Below are 21250 nucleotides of genomic sequence, written 5' to 3'. Positions count from 1 at the left end.
GAGACAGAATTCCTCCCGCCGGTGGCGTGGCTGCGCTGCCCGACCACCCAATCCAACCCAAGCGACAGGATCGTTGGCATGAAGAGACCCCGCACGAAGAAGGCCCGCTCCGGGGATGTCGGCCTCGCCGAGGCTCCCCCGGCAGGAGACCTCCATCTGCCAGCCGGGGATGCCGGGCTCGATTCGCACGGCGCGGCGGCGCAGGCCCACGATGCCGGCGTGAACGGTGCCGCCCCCACCGCCGCGGCCTTGCCTGCGGCGCACCGCCCGGGGCCGAACGACCTCGACGTCCTCTTCACCGCCGCGGCCGGACGGCCGGATGACGCCGACGCGCAGCTGCGGCTCGGCCTGGCGCTGCTGCGGGCGAGGCGCCTCGACGAGGCGGTCGCCGCCCTGGCCAGGGCGGCGGCGCTGGCGCCGGGCCATGCGGAGATCGGGCTCGAGCACGGCAGGGCGCTGATCGCCGCCAGGCGCAGCGAGGAGGCCGTCGGCGTCCTGGCCCCGCTGGCCACGATGCCGGGCGGCAGCGCCAGGGCCTTCCACGCCTATGGCCGGGCCCTCGGCGCCGTCGGGCGCCTGCCCGAAGCCGAGACGGCGTTCCTCACCGCCGCCGAGATGGCGCCGGACCTGGCGGATGCCGTGATCGACGCCGCCAAGCTGCTGGCCAGGCGCGGCGCCCCGGACGACGCCCTGGCGCTGCTCGACCGGACCCGGACGCACCAGCCGGAGAACGCCAGGGTGCTGCAGCAGCGCGGGCGGGTGCTGCTGCAGCTCGGCCGAACGGAGGCGGCGCTGGAGGCCTTCGCCGCCGCGGCGCGGGCCTGGGCCGCGCCCGTCGATGCGGATTGGCTGGCCGGCGGCGGCTATCGCGACCTCCGGCAATACGTGCAGGCGGTGGTGCATTTCCGGCAGGCGCTGCACAACCGGCCGGACCATATCCCGCACCTCGTCGACCTCGGCCTGACCCTGGTCAAGCTCCAGCAGCCGGGCGAGGCGCTGAGGCTGCTCCGCCGGGCGATCGAGCTCGCCCCGGAAAATCCCGGGGCCCAGCGCGGCCTGGCGCTCGCCCTGCGGCTGGAGCCGGCGGCGGAGATCGAGGGCGAGGCGCAGCCGGCGCCGGAAGCCGCCGCGCCGCAGGCGGAGGCGGAGGCGGAGGCGGAGGCGGAGGCGGCCATGGCGCCCGAGCCGCCGACCGGCAAGCGCAAGTCCGGCCGCGGCGCCGACACGGAGCCACGCAAGAAGAAGGGTTCGCGCAAGTCGAAGCGCCACTGACCGGGCTGACGGCACGGCGGACCGGAGATCCTCCGGCCCGCCGGCGCGGGTGCGACGGGCCCGGCGTCAGGCGCGAGCCGTCACTCCTTGACCGGCACCAGGGCCAGGTCCTTGATGCAGAAGGTGATCTGGTGCTTGGCGAAGGGGTGGGACCGCTCCGCCAGGGACCAGGGCGTGCGGACGTTGCGCGCCTGGAACGACAGCGCGACCTGCGTCCGCGCGCCCGAGGCCTCCAGCGGCAGGCGCAGGTCCAATTCGTCCTCCTCGCCCTTCGACCAGTCGGCCGTCGCGGCATAGGTGCCGTTCAGCATGACGCGCACGCTCTGCGGACGCTTGAACTGGTCCGAGTTGAACGGCTGCAGCTTCAGCTTCACCAGGATGCGCTGCCCCGGCCTGGTGTCGGGAATGCAGGTCCGGATCGCCGATTCCTTGCCGAAGGCCCAGGTGCCCTCCGGCAGGGCCGGCAGGAAGTTCTCGAATTCGAGGTCGTGCCGGACGCCGTCGAGCTCGACGGCGGCGGGCACGCCCGCGGCGGGCGGATCCGAAGCCGGCTTGCCGTCGACCCGCGGCCTGGGGGCGCCATCGGCATGCCCGGCGCTCTCGGGACGATCGGACTCGGCATGATCAGTAGCCGGCTTACCATCCGCCAGCATCATGATCGACTTGTGTGGGAAGGTGGCGATATAGGCGTCGAAGTCGAAGACCGGCAGCGCCATGGGCTCGGCCTGGAGCGCATCGTGCAGGGTCTCGAAGCGCTTCACCACGAAACGGCCGGTGCCGTAGTAGTAGTCGTAGAATTTCAGCTCGTCCTCGCCGCCCATCGGCGCGTGCCAGCAGGCCGGGATGCCGAGGGCCTCGGCAAAGATGATGCCGTGCAGCGAGCTCGACACCACCTTGTCGGCGCCGAGCAGGGCTTCGACCATCTCCAGCGGGGTGCAGTCGACCGAGACGAACTGGTCGGAATATTCCGGGTATTCGCGCCGGAACAGGAGGTCGTCGCGGTAGTGCGGCACGATGCGCAGCCCGCCGGGCCGGTAGTGGTCCGAGGCCCTCCAGGCCGCGATCTCCTTGGCATAGATCCGCGGCACCAGGCAGCCGGGATCGAAGAAATGCTTGATCCTCGTGGTGTCGATGCCGGCGCGCAGCAGCACCGCCAGGGTCAGCGGCCCGCGGCAGGCATGGACCTGCAAGGTCTTGACCGAGGGGTCGAGCTCCATCTTGGTGCCCTTGGCGCCGCAGCCCCAGACGATGTCGCCGTCCCTGGCCGTGTGCAGCACCGAGCCGATCGAGATGATCTTGCGCTTGTCCTTGCCCGGGGCGCGGATGCCCGCGCCGGTGAGCCGGGCGACCACCTCGGCCGCGGCGATATCGCCGAAATTGCCGGTCTTGAAGGTGCGGTTGCCGAACTGGCCGTCGAACTTCTTGCCGGCGGCGTTCCACCAGAACACCGGCAGGGTCGGCCGGCCGTCCTCGCCCGGCGGCTCCGCCGTCGGTGCAGCCCCCGGCTCCATCGCGGCCTCGCCCAGCGGCGCGATGCTGCGGCGCACCTCGCTCAGGGCCACCTTGGCGATGGCGCAGACCTCGTCGTTGATGCCGAAGGCGATGAGGAGATCGTCCTCCGCCTGCACCAGCCCGCAGGGATAGACGACCTGGTGCACCTCCTGGTTGAGACGCGGCATGTCGAAATGGGCGCCGATCGGGTTGGGCACCGCAAACGGGCGCCGCGAGGCCTCGGTGACGCGGAACGGCGCCTGCGCCTCGAAACGATAGAAACAGGCCTGGTAGACGCGGCCCTTGGTGGTCTTGTAGCTGGAATGGGCGATGGTCAGGAAGCCGTCGCCCTCGCGGATCGGCTGGGCGCTGCCGCGCAGCACGCCGTAGAACTGATTGTACTCGCTGTCCCAGGGGCTCTCGGAGGCCTTGCGGCACATGACCACGTCCGGGTCGCTCAGATCGACCGACAGCACCTGGTGCGGCGCGATCGCGTAGATCGCCCAGACACCTTTGTCGTTCTCGAAGAACATCCAGTTCTTCTCGACCGAGCGGCGCTCCAGGTCGGTGACCACCTCGCGCGCCGGGCCGACCGGGCGCAGGCCGTCCTCGGACATTTCCTGCAGGAACTGGTGGTTCTCCGGCTTGTTGGCGCCGTCGTTCCACAGGAGATAGACCTTGCCGCCGAGGCGGAAATAGCGCGGGTCCGCATGCCAGGTCAGGGCCCGCTCGTTGAGCTCGCCCTTGCCGGCGAAGTCGACGACATCGGACAGCGGCGTGATGGTGTTCTTGACGATCTTCAGGGCTTTCGACAGCCGGCACGTCGCCAGGCGCCGGATGTTGCTGTGCTCGTCCACGACCCGATAGGCCATGGCATAGCCGTTGTCGATCGCGACCAGCGTCGGGTTGAACACCCGGAACCGCGGGGCGCCCGACCGGCTCGAGACGCCCTCCGCGGCCTCGCGCAGCTGCGACTTCCAGACGCCCGGCACCAAATCCCTGCTTCGAAAAAGGCGGAAATATTCATTGTTGAGCGATTGCGGCAGTGTCATCCAAATCTCCGAACGTCCAGTCGGCCCAGGAATGGGCAAGGCAGGCGGCATTTCTCCCTGGGGCATGATGGGCGCGGACACCGGACCTGCCGCCGCGCGTGGGCAGAGAGGATCGCGGCCACGGGACCGACCCGCGCCGCAACGCGTCACCGGCCGGGCATGGCTCCGCCCGGATCGTGACAAGCCCGCGCGAACGCGGGCCACATCGTCAAGCAAGAACGGCGCCAGCAACGACTATAGGAATATAATCCACCATCTAACGGTTTGCCATGCCCGGAAAAGCCAGCACCGGCCGGATGCAAAAACACGACTCGCAAATTCTACAGACTCCCGTGGGAAGATATTCCCCTGCGTCATAGAGGACAGCTGGCAAAGCTCTATACCATCGCCTTGGCATTGCAGTGACAAAGGGAACAATGGTCCCAATAAAAGTGCACAGCCCCGCGCCGCAGGCAAGCGCTACCGCCGCAAGGCACGGGGTCGGACCACCTCACGCGGGGCATGGGACCGCAATCCGATGCGGATCCGCAACACCTCGGGCGGGGTCCTCGGATTACGAGACTCCGGCCGCGGTCCCGGCTTGCGTCGGGCCAGGACGCGCCCCGTCGTCGCTTCCAGCCCGGCGGGCCAGACCGCGGAGCCGAGCGGGCGCCCAGTCCTCTCGCTCCGGCGCAGCGCCGCGACCGCAGCCTGATCCTCCCCGCTGTCGAGCACGTCGGCGAAGGTCGCGAACCGCTCGCGCACCGGCGTCAGGTCGGTCAGGCCGTCGTCGCGGCCGCTCAGATGCGCCCGGGTGCTCGCCCACGGCCAGTCCTCGGCCCGGGTCACCAGCTTCGCCCGCACCGGATTGAGGCAGACATAGCGCACGTCATGGACGAGGTGATCCTCGTCCATGACGACCGAGCCGAAGCGGCCCTGCCAGAGATGGCCGGTCCAGCCGTTGCGGGCGTTGATCCCTGCAGTGTAGCGCCGGTGCACTTCGCCGAGCAGGGCCCGCAGGCCATCCTGCCCGTCGGGCACGGCCAGCAGGTGCACATGATTGGGCATCAGGCACCAGGCGAGTGCCCGACTTCGGCAGGTAGGCCTTCAGCAGGCCGAGATAGGCCCGGTAGTCGTCTTCGGTGAAGAACACCCGCTCACGGCGGTTGCCCCGCTGCGTCACGTGATGCGCGAGGCCGGGGACCACGAGGCGGGCAATGCGAGCCATGCCTCAACGTAGCCGGAGCACAAGGTGCACTCCAAAACTGTCCCCGTAATCCTGGGTCGATGCCCGCACCCGGATCGGCAGCTTCATCGAACAGATCTACAATCGCCAGCGTCTCCACTCGGCGCTCGATTACCTCTCGCCGCAGGAGTACGAAGAAACCTTGCCCAGATGGAAGGCCGCGACATCACCGCCGTCCATCTCACTCACCCTGAAATGTCCCTGATTCTCGCGTCTCCCCCAAAGGGTGCACGCCACTCGTCGCGCAATCTATGGCTCCGACATCGCAACCAATTCCAGAGCCTTATCCGCACCTAATCCAAAATAAAATTGCACACCATTTTGGAAATCCATGACCTCTGATGTATCAATTGTTAATTTTTTATCAAATATTGTAGAATAATTTACAGAATGTTGTTCCATCAGAGCTTTCATTGATTCATACGTCACTTCACGTCTACTTAACCCGCTTATCTGAAGCTTATTGCCATCTGAACTCCTTGTGAACCTTGCAATCCCTCCTCTAACTCTACGCACGCGCAGCTCCGCATAGCGAACTACAACCGCGTCGTTTTTCGATTCAAAACTAATTTCCACATCTCCAAAGCCCATATACGACAAAAAGTATGGACCTTGAGCAAAACCCCAATACCGGGGCGGGCCAAGAATCTCAAAGCCGATATCGGAAATATTTTGCCCCAATGCAATTGGACCAAAAGTTCCAGATTTCGCAATGTCTATAAGACTTATATATGAAGTTTTATTCATTTATTCTTACCATTTTTGTCATTTTTGTCGTCCTTTCCACCTTCATTTCCAGAATTATCTTTTTTATTATTATCTTTCTTGGAATCTTCTTTTCGTTTTGAGGCTTCTTCGGCATTTTTTATCTTCTCATCAAGCGCCCTCTTCATCGCCTCCATATCCCGACGTATTCGGTCCCTATCTCTATAACTACCAATCTTGTCACTGCCGAGGAACCCCTCAACTTGATCACGCAAACCTTTGAGACCACTTAACGTACCGAGCTTATCTTTTACAGTGGCGGCGGCCGCGTCAAAATCTTTCCCCGGCTTAGATACACCTTTGACTGGCGATAACTCGATATCACCGTTTGGACCGATACTTATACCGACTTCGACATCCCCTTTCCCACGATAGCCAGGAGCATGGGCATGGGCACCTTTCTGTCCCCAGTCCCCAAAACTGCCAGGCCCTGAATAGACTCGGCTCTCTAGAACATCCATTGGATCGGGGGCTGGAACCGCGATCCGCTTGTCGAGCTCTGGTGCGATGATTGACACCCGTAGCCGTAGCGCAACCTCAAGCAGGAGGCCGACAGGTGATCTCTCGCCGTTGCAATCGCAATGTCCGCTCGGATCCCTCACATTGACCGGGTTGTTGTCCGCGTATGCGTATCGGTTGGTGCCCACCCCGTCCTGAGTGGGATCCCACCAGTCCGGGGAGACGAAGCGGGCGATGCGGGGGTCATAGTAGCGGGCGTTGAGGTAGATGAGGCCGGTCTCGTCCTGGCGCTCGCCGATGAACGCCTTGCTCTCGCGCGTGGCGTTGGCCGGCGCCGTCAGCCCGGCCCGCTGGAACCCGAACGGGCCATAGCTGGAGCTGGTGGCGGGGGTGCCGGTGCCGTCCGCCACGATGCGCTGCGAGCCGAGGTGATCCTTGAGCAAGGTGTAGCTCTGCACCGCCAGCCCCGGCACCGCCTCGCGCTTGGTCTCCGGCGTCGGATAGGTGATCCAGGTCGGCGTCGTCGGCACGCAGCTGTTGGTGTTGGCGGCGTAGCTCACCCGCTCGTCCCCGAACACGTAGAGCGTCGTCTCCTCCGGCTGCTGGCTCGCCGCCAGCGAGCAGCCGCGCGGGTTGGCCTTGACGATCTTCTTCAGCCGCGTCCCGTCCGGCCCGTGCACGAAGCTCGACGTCAGCGTCAGCGCCCCGGCCGTGGAGTAATTCTTCACCAGGATCGGACGGTTCTCCCCGTCCCAGGTCAGCTCCCGGTTGAGCACCCCGCTCAGCTGGCTCTGCAGCATGTTGCCGTTGAGATCGTAGCTGAAGGCATAGTTGCCCGCCGTCGTCACCGCGTGCGGCTGCACCGCCGCCGGGCCCTGCGCCGGGTAGGTGTAGCTCCCCACCCCGGTCTTGGACGTCAGGTTGCCGGCGAGGTCGTAGGCATAGGCCTCGTTGTAGGCGCTGTTGCCGGCGTTCGCCGCCCGCTTCAGCTGGTCGAGGTCGTCATAGGTGTAGGTCCAGTTGTCGGCGGACGAGGCGTTCAGCTGGTCCGTCACCGCCTCGATCCGGCCGGTCAAGGCCCGCGTGTAGCTCAGCGACAGCAGCGCCGTGCCGCCGCTCCCCTGCTGGTGCGTCAACTGGCTCAGCCAGCCGCGGGTCGGGTCGTAGGTCGCCGTCGACACCACCCCGCTGGCATAGCTCGTCACCAGGGGCTGGCCGGCTGCGTCATAGGTCGTGCCGGTGACGAGACCGGGCACCGACACCAGCCGGCCGGCCGGGTCGTAGGTCATCGGTGAGGAGGCGGTGCCCACCGTCGTCCCGTCCGGCAGGCCCCGCCACAGCACCCGCGAGCCGGTGTCGTAGGCCGTGGTGGTGATGTAGCTCTGCCCGTCGACGACAAGCGTCTTCTTCACCTCCCGGCCCAGCACGTCATAGTCCGCCGTCAGCGTCGCCGCCGCGTTGGTGCTGGTCGTCATCTTGCCGACGTTGAAGAAGCCGCTCCGCCCCTCGTCATAGGCGTAGGTGGTGGTGTCCCGCCCCGGGTCGTTCACCGGCAGCTCGGCGCGTGCGATCTTGCTGCGCACCCGGTTGAGCGGATCGTACAGGAACGCCACCTGCTGGCCCTTGGCATCGGTCTGACGGGTCAGGTTGCCCGCCCCGTCATAGGCATAGGTCCAGGTGCCGAGGTCCGGGTCCTGCACCTGGGTGCGCCGGCCCATGTTGTCGAAGGTGTTGGTCCACTGGTTGCCCGCCGGGTCGGTCAGCTGCGTCAGCCGGCCAGCCGCGTCGTAGACCATCGAGCGGTTGACCTCGCTCGTGCCCAGGAACCGCGTCTGGCGCACGGTCCGCCCGAAGGCGTCGGTGTGCACGATGCTGCGCCGGCCCAGCTCGTCCGTCGTCGTCACCGTCAGGAAGCCGGAGAGCGCGGTCAGGCTGGAGGCGCCATAGGCGACGCTCGCGGCGCTGCCGTCCGGGTTGGTCACGACAACCGGACGGTCCAGCGCGTCATAGGCCGTGCTGGTATATTGCGCCGTCTCGCCGGAGTAGAACGGCCGACTCACCCGCGCCACGCTGCCCCGCGCGGTGTAGTCGGTCAGCGTGGTGATCACACGGGCCGTGTCGGGCCCCTGCGCCAGCACCTTCCAGGTCCGACCGAAGCCGTCCAGGTAGGTCTTGGTGTAGATCGTCGCCGTCCCGGTCGGGCCCGGCCTGCGCACGTCGACATACTGCGTCGCCGGGTTGCCGACATTGTAATAGGTGTAACGCTCGAAGGCGTTCAGCGGCGGCTTCTTCTCGGTCAGCCGGCACAACGCGTCATAGGTGAACGCCGTCACCTGCCCATTCAGGTCCGTCACCGTCAGCGGCTTCTGGCATCCCGGGTCGTAGGTCGTGACCACGCTCTGGGCCTTGGCGTTGCGCACCTCCACCGGCAGCAGGTGCGTGCCCGTGTCGTAGACCGTCTCCGTCCGGTTGCCGACCTCGTCGATGACAGCCGTCTTGTTGCCGTAGCCGTCGTACTCGGCCTTGGCCAGGTACCAGCTGCCAGAGGCCTGCGGCCGCCGGCCGGTCTGCGTCACGTCCCCCTTCGAGGGCACCGCACCCAGCGTCGTGCTGCCATCGTAGTAGATCACCTGGTCGGCCAGCAGCGGGCCCGCGCTCGAGGTCCCGGCATAGGTCCGCACCCGGTTCGGCGCCGACACGATGTAGGCCTCCGGGTTCGGCGTGAAGGCGGTCAGCGTGTAGCGCTCGCCCCCCGTGACGTCCGCGTCCCCGGTCTCCGTCAGACCCGTCACGTTGCCATAGGCGTCATAGACGCGGGTCGACGTCGTCCGACGGGCGGTCGTGATAGTCGTGGTCTGCGGGGGCCCACCAAGGGAGCCTCCCCCACCGCCGGTCGTGACCGTCTGGTAGAACAACGCCTGCTTCTCGCTGCCCGTGTTCAGCGCCGTATACGGCAAGGTCAGCGCGGGCACCGTGCCGGATGTCGGCGGCCAGTTCGCCTTCAGGCCCGCCGTGGTCCTGACGCTCCAGGTCTCCAGCGTCCGCGCCAGCACCGGCGCGCCCGAGGCCGTCGTCGTCTCCTCCAGCTTCTCCAGCCGGCCCGCCGAGGCCAGGTCCTGCCGGAAGGTGTAGATCTTGCGCGGACACGCCGTCTCGCCCGCGTTGCAGGCAAGGTCCGCCGTCGCCGTCCGGAAGCCGAGGAACCGACGCTCCGAGGCATTGTACAGCCCGCCCGCAAAGCTGTAACTCGTCGTCGACGGCGAAGACCGCCCGTCGCTCAGCGTCACGGACTTCACCACCTGCAGGATGCCCGGCATCGGACCGTGCACCACGCCGGACGAGGGCTGGTAGGCGATCGTCGTCTTCCCACCCAAAGGACCCGTCACGGAGGTCAGCAGGTCGGGGAAGGGGCCAGCCAGCGAGATATACGTGCCATCGCTGTCCAACTGGTTCAGGCGGCGGATCACTCCAGGCGCCAGCTCATCCCGACCGTCGCCGTCGATATCGAGGACCGAGAAGATTCGAGGTGTCTCGATCGGGACGGCGTTGAAGCTCGAACCGGTGGAGAGGAGGAGGATCGCGTGTTGGTCGTCGCGCCTGATGATGATGTCGTCTCGGCCGTTGCCGTTGAAATCGCCGCGCCTGACACCGGGGGAAAAAAGAGCCGTCAGATCGCGAGGACCGCTTGCCGGGAGCACGATGCCGCTCGCCCAGGTCTGCACCACGAAGCCGTTCCCGGTCGACAGCAGAACCCGCACATCGTAGGTCGCCGTCGTGTCCGTCGACGCCGTCTTGTACAGCGACAGGAAATCAGCGCGCCCATCGCCGTTGAAGTCGCCTTGGATCACTCCCAGGCTGCGAAAATCCAGCTGCCCGCTGGAGACCCAGAGAGCGGGCACATATTGAACCCGCTGCGGCGAATAGCCCGTCCCTGTCGATAAGGCATAGGTCAGCTGCGTCTGAGGAGCACCGTCCGCGCCGGTGGCCGTGGCCGGGCCCATGGTCAAGACGTCGGTACGGCCATCGCCGTTGATGTCAGCGAAAAAGTACCGGACTGAGAAACCGGCAGGACCGGACGTCCGCAAATTGACGGGAATGGTGACGCCCGCGATGCCGGGAGAGTTCGACAGGACCTTGCCGTCCGTGAACACGATCTCCTGCTTGCCGTCGCCATCGATGTCGGGGAAGCCCGCGACGGTCAGGGGATCGTTCTCGTTGGTGCCAGTGGCGGAGAGGCCGTCGATCCCGATCGTCCGCTTGACGCTTTCGCCACTGCCGCATCCGCTGACCGATTCGGCCATCGAGTACAGGAGATTCGGTCGTCCGTCGCCGTCGACATCCGCGGACGGAGAGATCCCGACCGAGGTGACGGTTTTCATCATACCGCGATCGCCGCAGTCCTCTCGCGTCACCGTCAGACAAGTGTAGGGCGCGGTGAACGAGGGCGTGCAACGGGCCGGGGCGTAGTAGCAGTCGTGGCCCGACGAATCGCAATTGGGCTCGTCCGGTGGCTCGACAAGCTGCGTGTAGGGCTTCAGCTTCTGATCGCCATCGAGGTCGCCGAGGCCGAGGAAATCCGCATACGGTTGCCCCGCCCGCGGCGGGTAGTCCCGGTAGTTCGAGATGGAAAACGGCAAGGCCCTTGGCGCGGTAAGGGCCGGCGCCGAGCCCTGATAGGCGAGCTTGGTCGGGGGCAGGCTGGTGCCGCCGGTGACGTGGCCGCCGGTGAAGCTGGCGTCCTTGCCGTAGGGTGTCACCGTGATCAGGCGGGACAGCCCGGTCGCGGGGCTCTGCTCATAGGCGAGGTCATAGGCCCGCATCCGGGTGCCCCCGAACTGCACGTCCACCGACGTCAGCCGCTGGTCCAGCTTCGACAGCGACTTCTCCGTCGAGGGGATCGTTCCGTTCGCCGCCGGCGCCATCACCCCGCCATTGGCCAGAATCAGCACGGCGCTCGCCGGCGCCGTCTCCCGATTGAAGGTGATGGTCGCAACCGGCGCCACCTCGCCGTTGTTGACGTATTGGATGCTCGTCGGCCAGCACACCGGCAGAGTGGTGCAGGCATAAGCATAGTCGACACGGTTGCCATGCGTGTCAGCCACGCTCTGCAACAGCCAGCGCGCCTGCGTCGCAAGCTTCGGCAGATCTGCATCGGCCACACCGCCCCAGCCCGACGTCGAGACCGAGGCATAAGTCGACACCGTCCCGTCCAGGCCCGTCACCGTCCAGGTGCTCGCCCCGCTCGCCCCATCCACTGTGCGCTTGATGCGCGCGAAGCTTTCCACACGCGTGGCGTAGGTGGTCACGCCCGTGCCGGTTGTGCCCGTGGTGCACGCCGGGCTGGTCATATCAGCCGTGCAGGCCACCAACTCGTCCCCATCCAGCGCGAAGACATCGAGCGCGTCGTCGAAGCGCGGCGTGCCGCCACCATGGGTGATGCGGGTGATGTCCGACAGGCCCGACACCCGCATGCCGACACCGGCAAAGCCAGCCCACCAGCCGCCGGCCCGCGCCCCAGCGTTGGAATCGTAGACCAGACCGAGGTTCGGCTCGATGCCGCGGAACGCCGGCACCGCCAGCGGGATGCGCTGCGTGAACGACCCGTTCGACGGAGCTGGCTGGATCTTCGATCTCATCCCGCTTGCGGCCGCCAGCGCCGCGCCCGGGTCAGTGACGTCGCCACCGCCGGCTTCAGCGGCGGCCGCAACGGCCGCAGCCGGAGCAGTCTCCTGCTCCTCCGCCGGCTGTGCCGTGTCCGTCGTCGAGGGCGTGTCTTCTGATGGGGTCGGCGTCTGGGCCGAGGGGCTCGATGGATCGGACGACGCCGGATCACCCGGCGTCGCTGGCGGGATCGACGCTTCCGGCACGCTCGGATCTGCCTGCGCCATCAGTCTCACCGGACCGGTCACCGACGCCCGTGGCGCCCCCGCGATCGGGCCGGGAGCCGGCAAAGGGGGCAATGCGAGCCCCACCGGCCCGCCGCGCAGCGACGGCACGCTCGCTGCCTGGACACTCGCCGCAACAGCGGGAGCCGCCCAGCTTCCCAGCCACGCCGCCACCGCCGCGGCACACGACAACACCACGCCGGCCCGCACGCGGACCGCGCCAAAACCCTCGGTCATCGAAGCCCCCCAAAGGCCCCAGCCGGATCAGCCCGGCGCTGCCCTCCTAACGCAAGGTCAGCGACACAATTGCGACAACCACAAATTGTCCACACGCACGGCGTCGCTCACAGGCTTCGATGTGGCATCACGCTATCCGCTCGACGACGGCATCGACGGATTGGCACGTTCGCAATGGCGTCCGTCGATGGGAAGTAACGATCGGCGACGCCAAGGCCCCCAATCCGAAAGGCCGGCCTGTCGCCACCACGACCACGGCGCCCGACTCGTCCAGCAATGCCCGGCCGCTCAGGTCGGCAGGTGCCGCAAGGCGGCGACGGCGGTCATCACGCCGCGGATCTCGGCCAGGCCCTTGAGGCGGCCGATGACGGGATAGCCGGGATGGGTCGGGCGGCCGTGGTCGTAGATCAGCTCGTGGCCATGGTCCGGGCGGAAGGGGATGCGCCAGCGTGCCGCGCCCGCGCGCCGGCGCCGGTCCTGCTCCTCGAGCAGCGTCGTCACCACGGCGACCATGTCGGTGTCGCCGCCGAGATGCTCGGCCTCCATGAACGAGCCGTCCGGCTCCTTGGCGACATTGCGCAGATGGGCGAAATGGATGCGCCCGGCAAAGCGGCGGGCGATGGCGGGCACGTCGTTGCCCGCCCCGGCGCCGAGCGAGCCGGAGCACAGCGTCAGGCCGCTGGCGGGCGAGTCGACCGCCGCCAGCAGGGCCGAGATGTCGGCCTCGGTGCCGACGATCCGGGGCAGGCCGAGCAGCGGGCGCGGCGGATCGTCGGGGTGGATGGCGAGACGCACGCCCACCGCCTCGGCGGTCGGCACCACCGCTTCCAGGAAGCGCACGAGGTTGGCGAGAAGCCCGGCCCGGCCGATGCCGTCGAAGCGCTGCAGCATCGTCCTGAGCTGCGGGATGTCGTAGCGGTCGAAGGCGCCGGGCAGGCCAGCCATGATGGTGGCGAGCAGCGTGCGCCTGTCGTCCTCGCTCGCCGCGGCGAACCAGGCGCGTCCGCGCGCCAGCACCTCGGGCGCATGATCGGCCTCGGCACCGGGGCGCTGCAGCATCAGGCAGTCGAAGGCGGCGAACTGGTGGGCGTTGAAGCGCAGCGCCGTGCCGCCGCCGGGCTGGGGCGCGCGCAGCTCGGTGCGGCACCAGTCCAGCACCGGCATGAAATTGTAGCAGATGGTGCCGACGCCGCAGGCGGCGAGATTGCGGATCGACCGGCGGTAGTTCTCGAACAGCGGCTCGAGATCGCCCCTGCCGAGCTTGATCGCCTCCGCCACCGGCAGGCTTTCCACCACGCTCCAGCGCAGGCCGAGCGCGGCATCGGCCTCGATGAAGCGCTTGCGCTCGGCGACGGCCTCCAGCGGCCAGACCTCGCCGGCCGGGATGTCGTGCAGGGCGGTGACGATGCCGGTCGCGCCCGTCTGCCGGACATGCGCCAGCGTGATCGGATCGGCGGGGCCCCACCAGCGCCAGGTCTGTTCCATCATGCGTCCTTGTCGGTCTTGAGAGGTCAGGCGTCGAAGGCGAGCTGCACCTTCACGGCCCGGCCCGGATCGGTCTCCAGGAGGTCGAAGGCCGCCCGCGCCTCGGCGGCGGCGAAGGTGCGGGTGATCATGGCGCCGGGGTCGAGCCGGCCGCTCGCCAGCCAGCCGACCACCTCGGGGATGAGGCGGCGGTTGAGGCGCGAGCCGAAGATCGAGAGCTCCTTGCGCACCACCTCCTGCTGCACCAGCGCCGAGGGCTCCGCCGCAAAGCCGAGCAGCCCGATCCGCCCGGCGGGGCTCGCCACCGCCACCGCCTCGGCCAGCAGGCTGGGAATGCCGGCGCCGTCGATGACGAGGCTCGGGCCGAGGCCCTCGTTCTCCGCCGCGACGGCCGCCGGAACCGGCTCGCGCCGGGAATGGACGACGCGGTCGGCGCCGAGGGCCTGCGCCAGCTCCAGCCGGGCAGCGTCGATATCGGCGACGATGACGCGGGCGCCGTGCAGCCGGGCGACCTGCAGCACGGTGAGGCCGACCGTCCCGGCGCCGTAGACCAGAACGGTGTCCTGCGGGCCGCAGCCGGTGCGGCCCAGCACGTTGGCGGCGACGGAGAAGGGCTCGGCCAGGGCGGCGATCGCCAGCGGCAGCGCCGGCGGGACCTTCACCGCATTGGCGGCGGGGATGACGACACGGCTGCGGAAGCCGCCGTCGCGATGCACGCCGAGCACTTCCAGGCGGGCGCAGACATTGGGGCGGCCGACACGGCAGGGATAGCAATGGCCGCAGGCGATGACGGGATCGCCGACGACGTGGTCGCCCGGCGCCGGGCCCGCGACGCCCTCCCCCACCGCCTCGACCACCCCGGCGAATTCGTGGCCGATGATGCGGGGATAGACGGCGAAGGGATTGGTGCCGTGCAGGATGTGCATGTCCGAGCCGCAGATGCCGGCGCGGGCGATGCGGATGGCCACCTCGCCCGGCCCGGGCGGCGCGGCTGCATCGGCGCGAACGACGAGACGGTGCGGCTCTTCGACGGCAACGGCGATCATGGCGAAATCCCCTGCGGTCATGCCCTGTCCGAGGCGAAGCAGACCACGGCGACGATGGTCAGACCCGACAGGATGAAGCGCCAGCCGGCATCGACGCCTGACGCATTGAGCAGCGTGGCGAGCAGGCTGAGGAACAGCGCCGCGCCCCAGATGCCGATGGCGTTGGCGCGCCCGCCGGCGACGCTGGTGCCGCCGAGCACGGCGACGGCGACCGATTCCATCAGGTAGGAGTCACCCATGTTGAGGGCGGCGCCACCGGTGAAGCCGGCGAGCAGGAAGCCGGCCAAGCCGGCCAGGCCGCCGGAGACGACATAGGCGATGAGGCGGATGCGCCCCGCCGGCACGCCGGCGAGCCGCGCCGCCCGCTCGTTCTGGCCGGCGGCGAGCAGGTGCCGGCCGAAGATGGTGCGGCCGATGACCAGCTGCGCCAGGATCGACCCGGCGATGCCGAGCACCAGCAGCACCTGGACCCCGAACAGGTGCAGCACGGTGAAATCGGCCAGCAGCGGTGGCGGCTTGATGGTGGATTCCCCGCCGGCATTCATCGCCAGCGACTGCAGCACGAAGCTCGAAGCCAGCGTGGCGATGATCGGCGGGATGGCGAGGCTGCGGATCAGCACGAAATTGCCGACGCCGGCGAGGAGGCCGACCCCGACCGCCAGGACGAGGCCGAGCGGCAGCAGGGCGTCGGCGCCGTGCATGGCGTCCATGGCGACATAGGCGGCGAGCGTCAGCACCGCCGGGCTCGACAGGTCGATATTGCCCGGGCCCGAGGCGATGACGAACATCTGCCCCGTGCCGACCGTCACCGCGAAGATGGCGAAGGACAGCGCCACCGCCAATGTCTCCAGGCCGCCCTGCCCGCGGGCGAGCGCGACGGTCGCCGCCCAGAGCAGCGCCGCGGCGGCAAAGCCGAGCATGGCGGGATCGGCGACGGCCGCGCGCAGACGCCTCATGCCCGGCCCCCTCATGCCCGGCCCCTCGTCAGCACGCGGCCGAACAGCACCGCCACCAGGATCAGGCCCTGGGCGCCGATCTGCCAGACCGGCGGCACGCTGAGGAAGGTCAGCACCGAGCCGACCAGCGACAGCGTCATGGCCCCGACCACGGTGCCGGCGGGCGAGACGATGCCGCCGACGAAGCTGCCGCCGCCGAGGATGACCGCGGCGATGGAGAGCAGGGTGTAGGCCGGCGCGATGTTGGGCGCGCCCGAGGTGGTGAGGGCCGAGAGCGCCAGGCCGGCCGCGACGTTGCAGGCACCGGCCGCGGCGTAGATGCCGACGCGCAGCCGCAGCACCGACCAGCCGGCCCGGGTCATGGCGCGGGGATTGCCGCCGGCGCCGCGCACGAGCACGCCGAGCGAGGACTTCATGACCACGAGGTGGCCGACGAGGGCCAGACCCGCGGCGATCCACAGGGGCAGCGGCAGCAGCGGCATCGAGAGGCGCGGGATCGCGGTCAGCCAGGCCGGCGCCACGCCGCCGGGCGCCGGCAGGACGAGGACGGCGCAGCCGGTCCAGACGAAGGAGGTGCCGAGCGTGACGATGATCGAAGGCAGCCGCCGCAGCTGGATCAGCGCGCCGACCAGCGCATAGGCGCCGATGCCGGCCAGCAGCAGCGCGGCGGCGGTGAGCGGCTCGGCGTCGAGGTGCACCGCGCAGACGCAGGTGACGAAGCCGATGAAGGCGCCGGTGGAGAGGTCGATGTCGCCGAGCGCCACCACCAGCATCTGGCTGAGCGCGGCGAGGATCAGCGGCACCGAGAGCTTGAACAAAAGGTTCAGCCCGAACATGCCGAACACGCCCGGGCGCAGCATGCCGATCGCCGCCAGCATGGCCGCCAGCACGATCAGCGGCAGCCAGGCATCGGCCAGGGCGCGCCAGGCCAGGGGGCGCGGGCGGGCAATCGCGTCAGGCATGGCCATGGCGGCCTCCGCCGAACGAGGCTTCGATGATGGCGGCGGCGCTGACCGCCGCCGCCGGCAGGCAGGCGACGGCGCGGCCCTCGCGGAAGACATAGACGCGGTCGCAATGGGACAATTCGTCGAGCTCGGTGGAATACCACACGAAGCTGCGGCCCCGCCCGGCCTCGGCCCGGATCAGGCGGTAGACCTCCTGCTTGGTGCCGACGTCGACCCCGCGCATGGGGTCGTCGAGCAGCACGACCGGCGCCTGCGCGGCGAGGGCCCGGGCGAACAACACCTTCTGCTGGTTGCCGCCGGAGAGGGTGAGGATCGGCCGGTCGAGGTCGGCGGCGCGGATGTCGATGCGCCGGCGCCAGTCCTGCGCCAGCTCGGCCTCGGCGCGGGCGGAGATGAGATGGCCGCGGCGCAGCCCGGCCAGGGCGCAGAGCGACAGATTCTGCGCGATCGACCAGAGCGGGAAGACACCGTCGGCCTGGCGGTCGCCGGCGACGAAGGCGGTGGCCTCGCGCCCGGCGCCCGGCCTGTTGAGGGCGCGCAGCGCCTCGCGCTGGCCGTGGCCGTCGAGCCCGGCGAAGCCGACGATCTCGCCCGCCCGGGCCTCGATCGCCACGGCACCGGGCCCGGCCGCCGGCAGCGACACCAGGATGTCGCCGGACGCCGCGCCGTCGCCGCCGGTCCGCGCCGCCGGCCCGTCCTCGGCACCGCCCATCAGCGCGACCAGGTCGGCGCGGGTGAGGCTCGATGCCGGCTGCTCGGCGACGACCGCGCCGTCGCGCATGACGACGATGCGGTCGGCGACCTCGAAGATCTCGTTGAGGCGATGGGTGACGAGGATGACGCTGACCCCGAGCGCAGCCACGCGGCGGACATGGCGCAGCAGCTCGGCGGCGCGCCGCTCATCGAGCGCCGAGGTCGGCTCGTCGAGGATGACCAGGCGGAGCGGGTCGTCGGCGACGGAGAAGCCGCGCGCCACCTCGATCATCTGGCGCATGGCGATCGGCAGCGTGCCGACCTTGGCTCTGAGATCGATGCCGTGGCCGGGAAAGATCGCCGCGAGGCTCTCGCCGATGATCCGCGTCGCCCGCCGGCGCCAGGACCAGCCGGACAGCGCGGGATGGAAGACGCGGGTGTTCTCGGCCACGTCGAGATTGGGGCAGAGCGACAGCTCCTGGAACACGCAGCGCACGCCGATCGCCTGGGCCGCACGCGGCGAGTGGTCCGGGCCGATCGGGTGGCCGGCGATGACGAGCTCGCCGGCGTCGCGGACGAGGCCGCCGGCGATGAGGTTCATCAGCGTCGACTTGCCGGCGCCGTTGTGGCCGACCAGCCCGATCACCTCGCCGGCCCCGACCTCAAGGTCGGCGCCGGTGAGCGCCTTGACCGGCCCGAAGGCCTTGGCGATGCCGCGCGCCGTCACGGCGGTCGGCCGGCCGGGCTCGGTCGCCGTCGCGTCGGCAGCTCCGCTCACTTCGGGGCCGACCCCGATCACTTCGGGGCCGGGATGACCGGGAGCGGCGTCCCGTTGGCGTTGGCGTCGATCATCTCAACCACCAGGTCCTGGCTGTATTGCGGGTTGGCGACGCCGCCCTCGGGCGTGGCCTCGAGCCAGGCCTGCGCGGTGGAATCGTCGATGCGCAGGAGCGGCACCTCGATCTTCTTCGGCACCGTCTTGCCGGCCAGGATCTGCTGGGCGACCCAGAAGGCGACCTGCGACACGCTCGGCGTCGCCGAGATCGAGAAGGTGCTGTAGCCGTTGGCGGCCTTCTCCTTCTGCCACCAGGCGAGCTCGTCCTGGCGGTTGCCCATGATGATGATCGGCATCGGCCGGCCGGCGGCCTTGAAGGCGTTGGCGGCGCCGAAGCCGTCGCCGCCCTGGTCGACCACCGCATCGACCTTGGGCAGCGAGGGCAGGATGGTGGCGACCTCCTTCTGCGCGGTGGTCGCCGTCCACTGGCCGTAGACCGTGCCGACGATCGTCAGGCCGGGATATTTGGCGGCCGCGGCATGGATGCCCTCGCTGATCGCCTTGTCGACGGAATCACCGGCAATGCCGCGGATCTCCAGGAGGTTGCCCTTGCCGCCGAGCGCCTTGGCGACGTGCTCGACCTCCTGGGCGCCGTAGGACGACCAGTTGTAGTCGACGACATAGGCGCAGGGCTCGGTGACGATGCCGGCGAAGGCGACCACGACGATGCCGGCGTCGCAGGCGTCCTTGACCACGCCGTTGAGGGCCGTGTCGGAGCCGGCCAGGATGGCGATGGCGTTGTAGCCCTCCAGGATCATGTTCTGGACCTGGGCGGCCTGCTCGGTGACGTTGTTGTTGGCGCTGACCACGGTGGCGCCGGCGATGATCTTGTCCTTGATCGCCTGCGCCGTCACCTGCTCCCAGCTCTTGACCATCACCTGGCGGAACGAGTTGCCGGCGAAGGAATTGCTGAACGCGATCTTCTTGGCGCTGGTGTCGCCGCCGGCGACGCCGTCGGCGGCGAACGCCGGGCCTGCGGCCAGGGCCGCGATGCTTGCCGCCGCCAGCAGCCCCGCGCAGGGCCTCAGACCGCGCCTGCCGGCGCGCGGCTGCCATGTCTTCCCGCTCATGCCATGTCCTCCCCTGACGGCGCGCGACGTTGGCCGCCGCAGCCCGATCCGCTCGCTCTCGAGCCCTGCATTCATGGCACTACCATGGTAGTATGTCAACGCTGTTTCAGGTCGCCTGAAGCCGCGTCAAAGGAAGCGCCAAGCCGGATGGTGAAAGGGCGCGACACTCGACACGCCGCGCGCCGCGCCCTACCATGGCAGGATGGGGGAAACACCGATGATCCAGACCCGACCGGCCGCCGAGCCCGCCGCCGCGCTCGACCCGCGGCTGCCGATGGCCGTGCAGGTGCATGCGCTGCTCAAGCGCGAGATCCTGACGCTGCAGCTCAGGCCCAGCGAGGCGCTGAGCGAGAAGGAGCTGTCGCTGAAGCTCGGGGTCAGCCGCACGCCGGTGCGCGAGGCGCTGATCAAGCTGGCGGAGGAAGGGCTGGTCGACATCCTGCCCCAGCGCGGCAGCTTCGTCGCGCCGATCCGGGTGGCGGAGGTGATGGAGGCCCAGTTCATCCGCGAGGCCCTGGAGGTCGCCGTGGTGCGCCGCGCAGCCGAGCAGAGCACCGCCGCCCTGGTCGAGCGCCTGGAGGCGAGCCTGCAGCGCCAGCGCCGCGCCATCGAGGCCGGCGAGCACGAGGCCTTCCTGCGGCTCGACGAGGCCTTCCATCACCTCCTCAGCGACGGCGTGCTGCTGCCGCGCTCGTGGAAGGTGATCCACAACGTCAAGGGCCAGCTCGACCGGGTGCGCTTTCTCAGCCTGCCCGAGCCGGGGCACCTGGAGACGCTGCAGGCCCAGCACGCCGCCATCGTCACGGCCGTGCGCATCCGCGATCCCGACCTCGCCGCCGAGCACATGCGCGCGCATCTGCAGGAGGTGTTCGGCTCGGTGCGGCTGCTGCTGCGCGACCAGCCGCACCTGTTCGTCTGACACCGCCTGCCGAGGGAGGACGCGCCGTGGACACATCCCTGTTCGATAGGGCCGGGCTCGGCAAGGCGCTGGCGGCGGCGGGCAAGATCGACCTCACCCATCCCCTCGCCGAGGGCATGCCGACCTGGCCGACCCATCCCAGCTTCGAGCAGCGCGCCGTCTCCTCGATCGAGAACGGCGACGCGAGCTGCAACCATGCGCTCTGCCTCAGCGAGCATACCGGCACGCATTTCGACGCGCCGGCCCATTTCATCCGTCACGGGCTTGCCATCGACCGCATCCCGCCCGGCCGCTTCTTCGGCCGGATGGCGACGATCGACGGGCGGGCCGTCGGAGCGGACGGCGCCGCCGGGCCCGAGCTGGTGCTGGCCTGGGAACGGCAGCATGGCCCGATCGAGGCGGAAGATGCCGTGTTCTTCCATTTCGGCTGGGACCGGCTGTGGTCCGACGCCGCCGCCTTCCGCGCGCACTGGCCGGGCCTGGCTCCCGAGACGGCCCAGCTGCTGCGCCGGCGCGACGTCCGGGCGGTCGGGTCGGACTGCCTGTCGGTCGACCCGGCGCCGTCGACGGGCTTCGAGGCCCATCGCATCCTGCTCGGCGCCGGCGTCCTGATCGGCGAGAACTTCAACAATCTCGGCCTGCTGCCGCCGCTCTGCACCCTCATCGCCCTGCCCCTGCCGATCGCTGGCGGCTCGGGCTCGCCGCTGCGGGCGATCGCCCTGGTCTGAGGCCGGCCGCCGGGGCCTTGCCGCCTGCGCGCACAATCCGCGCGGTCGGTGTGACCATTGATTAGCCATGGCCGCAAATAGGCCGCGGGACGGTGCAGCCGCGGGACGGCGCGTTAACCACTCGACAGTGAGACCCCCTGAAACTCAAGCTTGCGCGCACCCAGCTA

Annotated in this window: 13 protein-coding genes; 3 read left to right on the top strand and 10 right to left on the bottom strand. The window is 69.0% G+C overall.

Annotated features, from left to right (window positions below; translation table 11 throughout):
• Positions 1 to 78 precede the first annotated feature (78 nt).
• Positions 79 to 1272 (top strand): tetratricopeptide repeat protein, encoded by a 1194-nt coding sequence (locus QO011_RS31375; RefSeq protein ID WP_307281296.1) that lies wholly within the window; start codon positions 79 to 81, stop codon positions 1270 to 1272.
• Positions 1273 to 1352: 80 nt separating this feature from the next.
• Here QO011_RS31375 and QO011_RS31370 read toward each other — a convergent pair whose 3' ends face one another.
• From QO011_RS31370 to QO011_RS31325, 10 genes are all read right to left on the bottom strand, one after another.
• Positions 1353 to 3815: a polysaccharide pyruvyl transferase family protein gene (locus QO011_RS31370; protein WP_307281294.1), complete on the bottom strand. Its 2463-nt coding sequence runs from the start codon at positions 3813 to 3815 to the stop codon at positions 1353 to 1355.
• Between the two features lie 459 nt (positions 3816 to 4274).
• Positions 4275 to 4862, bottom strand: coding sequence for a transposase (locus QO011_RS31365; protein ID WP_307281291.1), 588 nt, complete (start codon positions 4860 to 4862; stop codon positions 4275 to 4277).
• Between the two features lie 427 nt (positions 4863 to 5289).
• A complete protein-coding gene (locus QO011_RS31360) occupies positions 5290 to 5787 on the bottom strand; it encodes a hypothetical protein (protein WP_307281289.1) in 498 nt (165 codons plus the stop codon).
• Positions 5784 to 12386 (bottom strand): RHS repeat-associated core domain-containing protein, encoded by a 6603-nt coding sequence (locus QO011_RS31355; RefSeq protein ID WP_307281287.1) that lies wholly within the window; start codon positions 12384 to 12386, stop codon positions 5784 to 5786. The genes QO011_RS31360 and QO011_RS31355 overlap by 4 nt, the downstream gene beginning before the upstream one ends.
• A gap of 288 nt (positions 12387 to 12674) precedes the next feature.
• Entirely contained in the window at positions 12675 to 13871 is a 1197-nt protein-coding gene (gene uxuA / locus QO011_RS31350) for a mannonate dehydratase (RefSeq protein ID WP_307281417.1), read from the bottom strand.
• Positions 13872 to 13897: 26 nt separating this feature from the next.
• Entirely contained in the window at positions 13898 to 14938 is a 1041-nt protein-coding gene (locus QO011_RS31345) for a Zn-dependent oxidoreductase (RefSeq protein ID WP_307281283.1), read from the bottom strand.
• A complete protein-coding gene (locus QO011_RS31340) occupies positions 14935 to 15873 on the bottom strand; it encodes an ABC transporter permease (protein ID WP_307281280.1) in 939 nt (312 codons plus the stop codon). The genes QO011_RS31345 and QO011_RS31340 overlap by 4 nt, the downstream gene beginning before the upstream one ends.
• 11 nt (positions 15874 to 15884) lie before the next feature.
• Positions 15885 to 16835 (bottom strand): ABC transporter permease, encoded by a 951-nt coding sequence (locus QO011_RS31335; RefSeq protein WP_370882037.1) that lies wholly within the window; start codon positions 16833 to 16835, stop codon positions 15885 to 15887.
• Positions 16828 to 18309, bottom strand: a complete 1482-nt coding sequence (locus QO011_RS31330) for a sugar ABC transporter ATP-binding protein (protein WP_307281274.1) — start codon at positions 18307 to 18309, stop codon at positions 16828 to 16830. Before QO011_RS31330 ends, QO011_RS31335 begins: the two co-directional genes overlap by 8 nt.
• A gap of 17 nt (positions 18310 to 18326) precedes the next feature.
• A complete protein-coding gene (locus QO011_RS31325) occupies positions 18327 to 19436 on the bottom strand; it encodes an ABC transporter substrate-binding protein (protein WP_307281272.1) in 1110 nt (369 codons plus the stop codon).
• A 217-nt stretch (positions 19437 to 19653) separates the two neighbouring features.
• Here QO011_RS31325 and QO011_RS31320 point away from each other — a divergent pair, with 217 nt between their 5' ends.
• Together QO011_RS31320 and QO011_RS31315 are read left to right on the top strand one after the other, a co-directional pair.
• Positions 19654 to 20355 (top strand): GntR family transcriptional regulator, encoded by a 702-nt coding sequence (locus tag QO011_RS31320; protein WP_307281271.1) that lies wholly within the window; start codon positions 19654 to 19656, stop codon positions 20353 to 20355.
• 26 nt (positions 20356 to 20381) lie between these two features.
• On the top strand, positions 20382 to 21083 hold the full coding sequence (locus QO011_RS31315; RefSeq protein WP_307281269.1) for a cyclase family protein: 702 nt from the start codon (positions 20382 to 20384) through the stop codon (positions 21081 to 21083).
• Positions 21084 to 21250 lie beyond the last annotated feature (167 nt).

This window comes from Labrys wisconsinensis (genome assembly GCF_030814995.1).
GTDB lineage: Bacteria > Pseudomonadota > Alphaproteobacteria > Rhizobiales > Labraceae > Labrys > Labrys wisconsinensis.
Note: the sequence above shows the minus strand (reverse complement) of the source record. Positions and strands in the feature narration are given on the sequence as shown.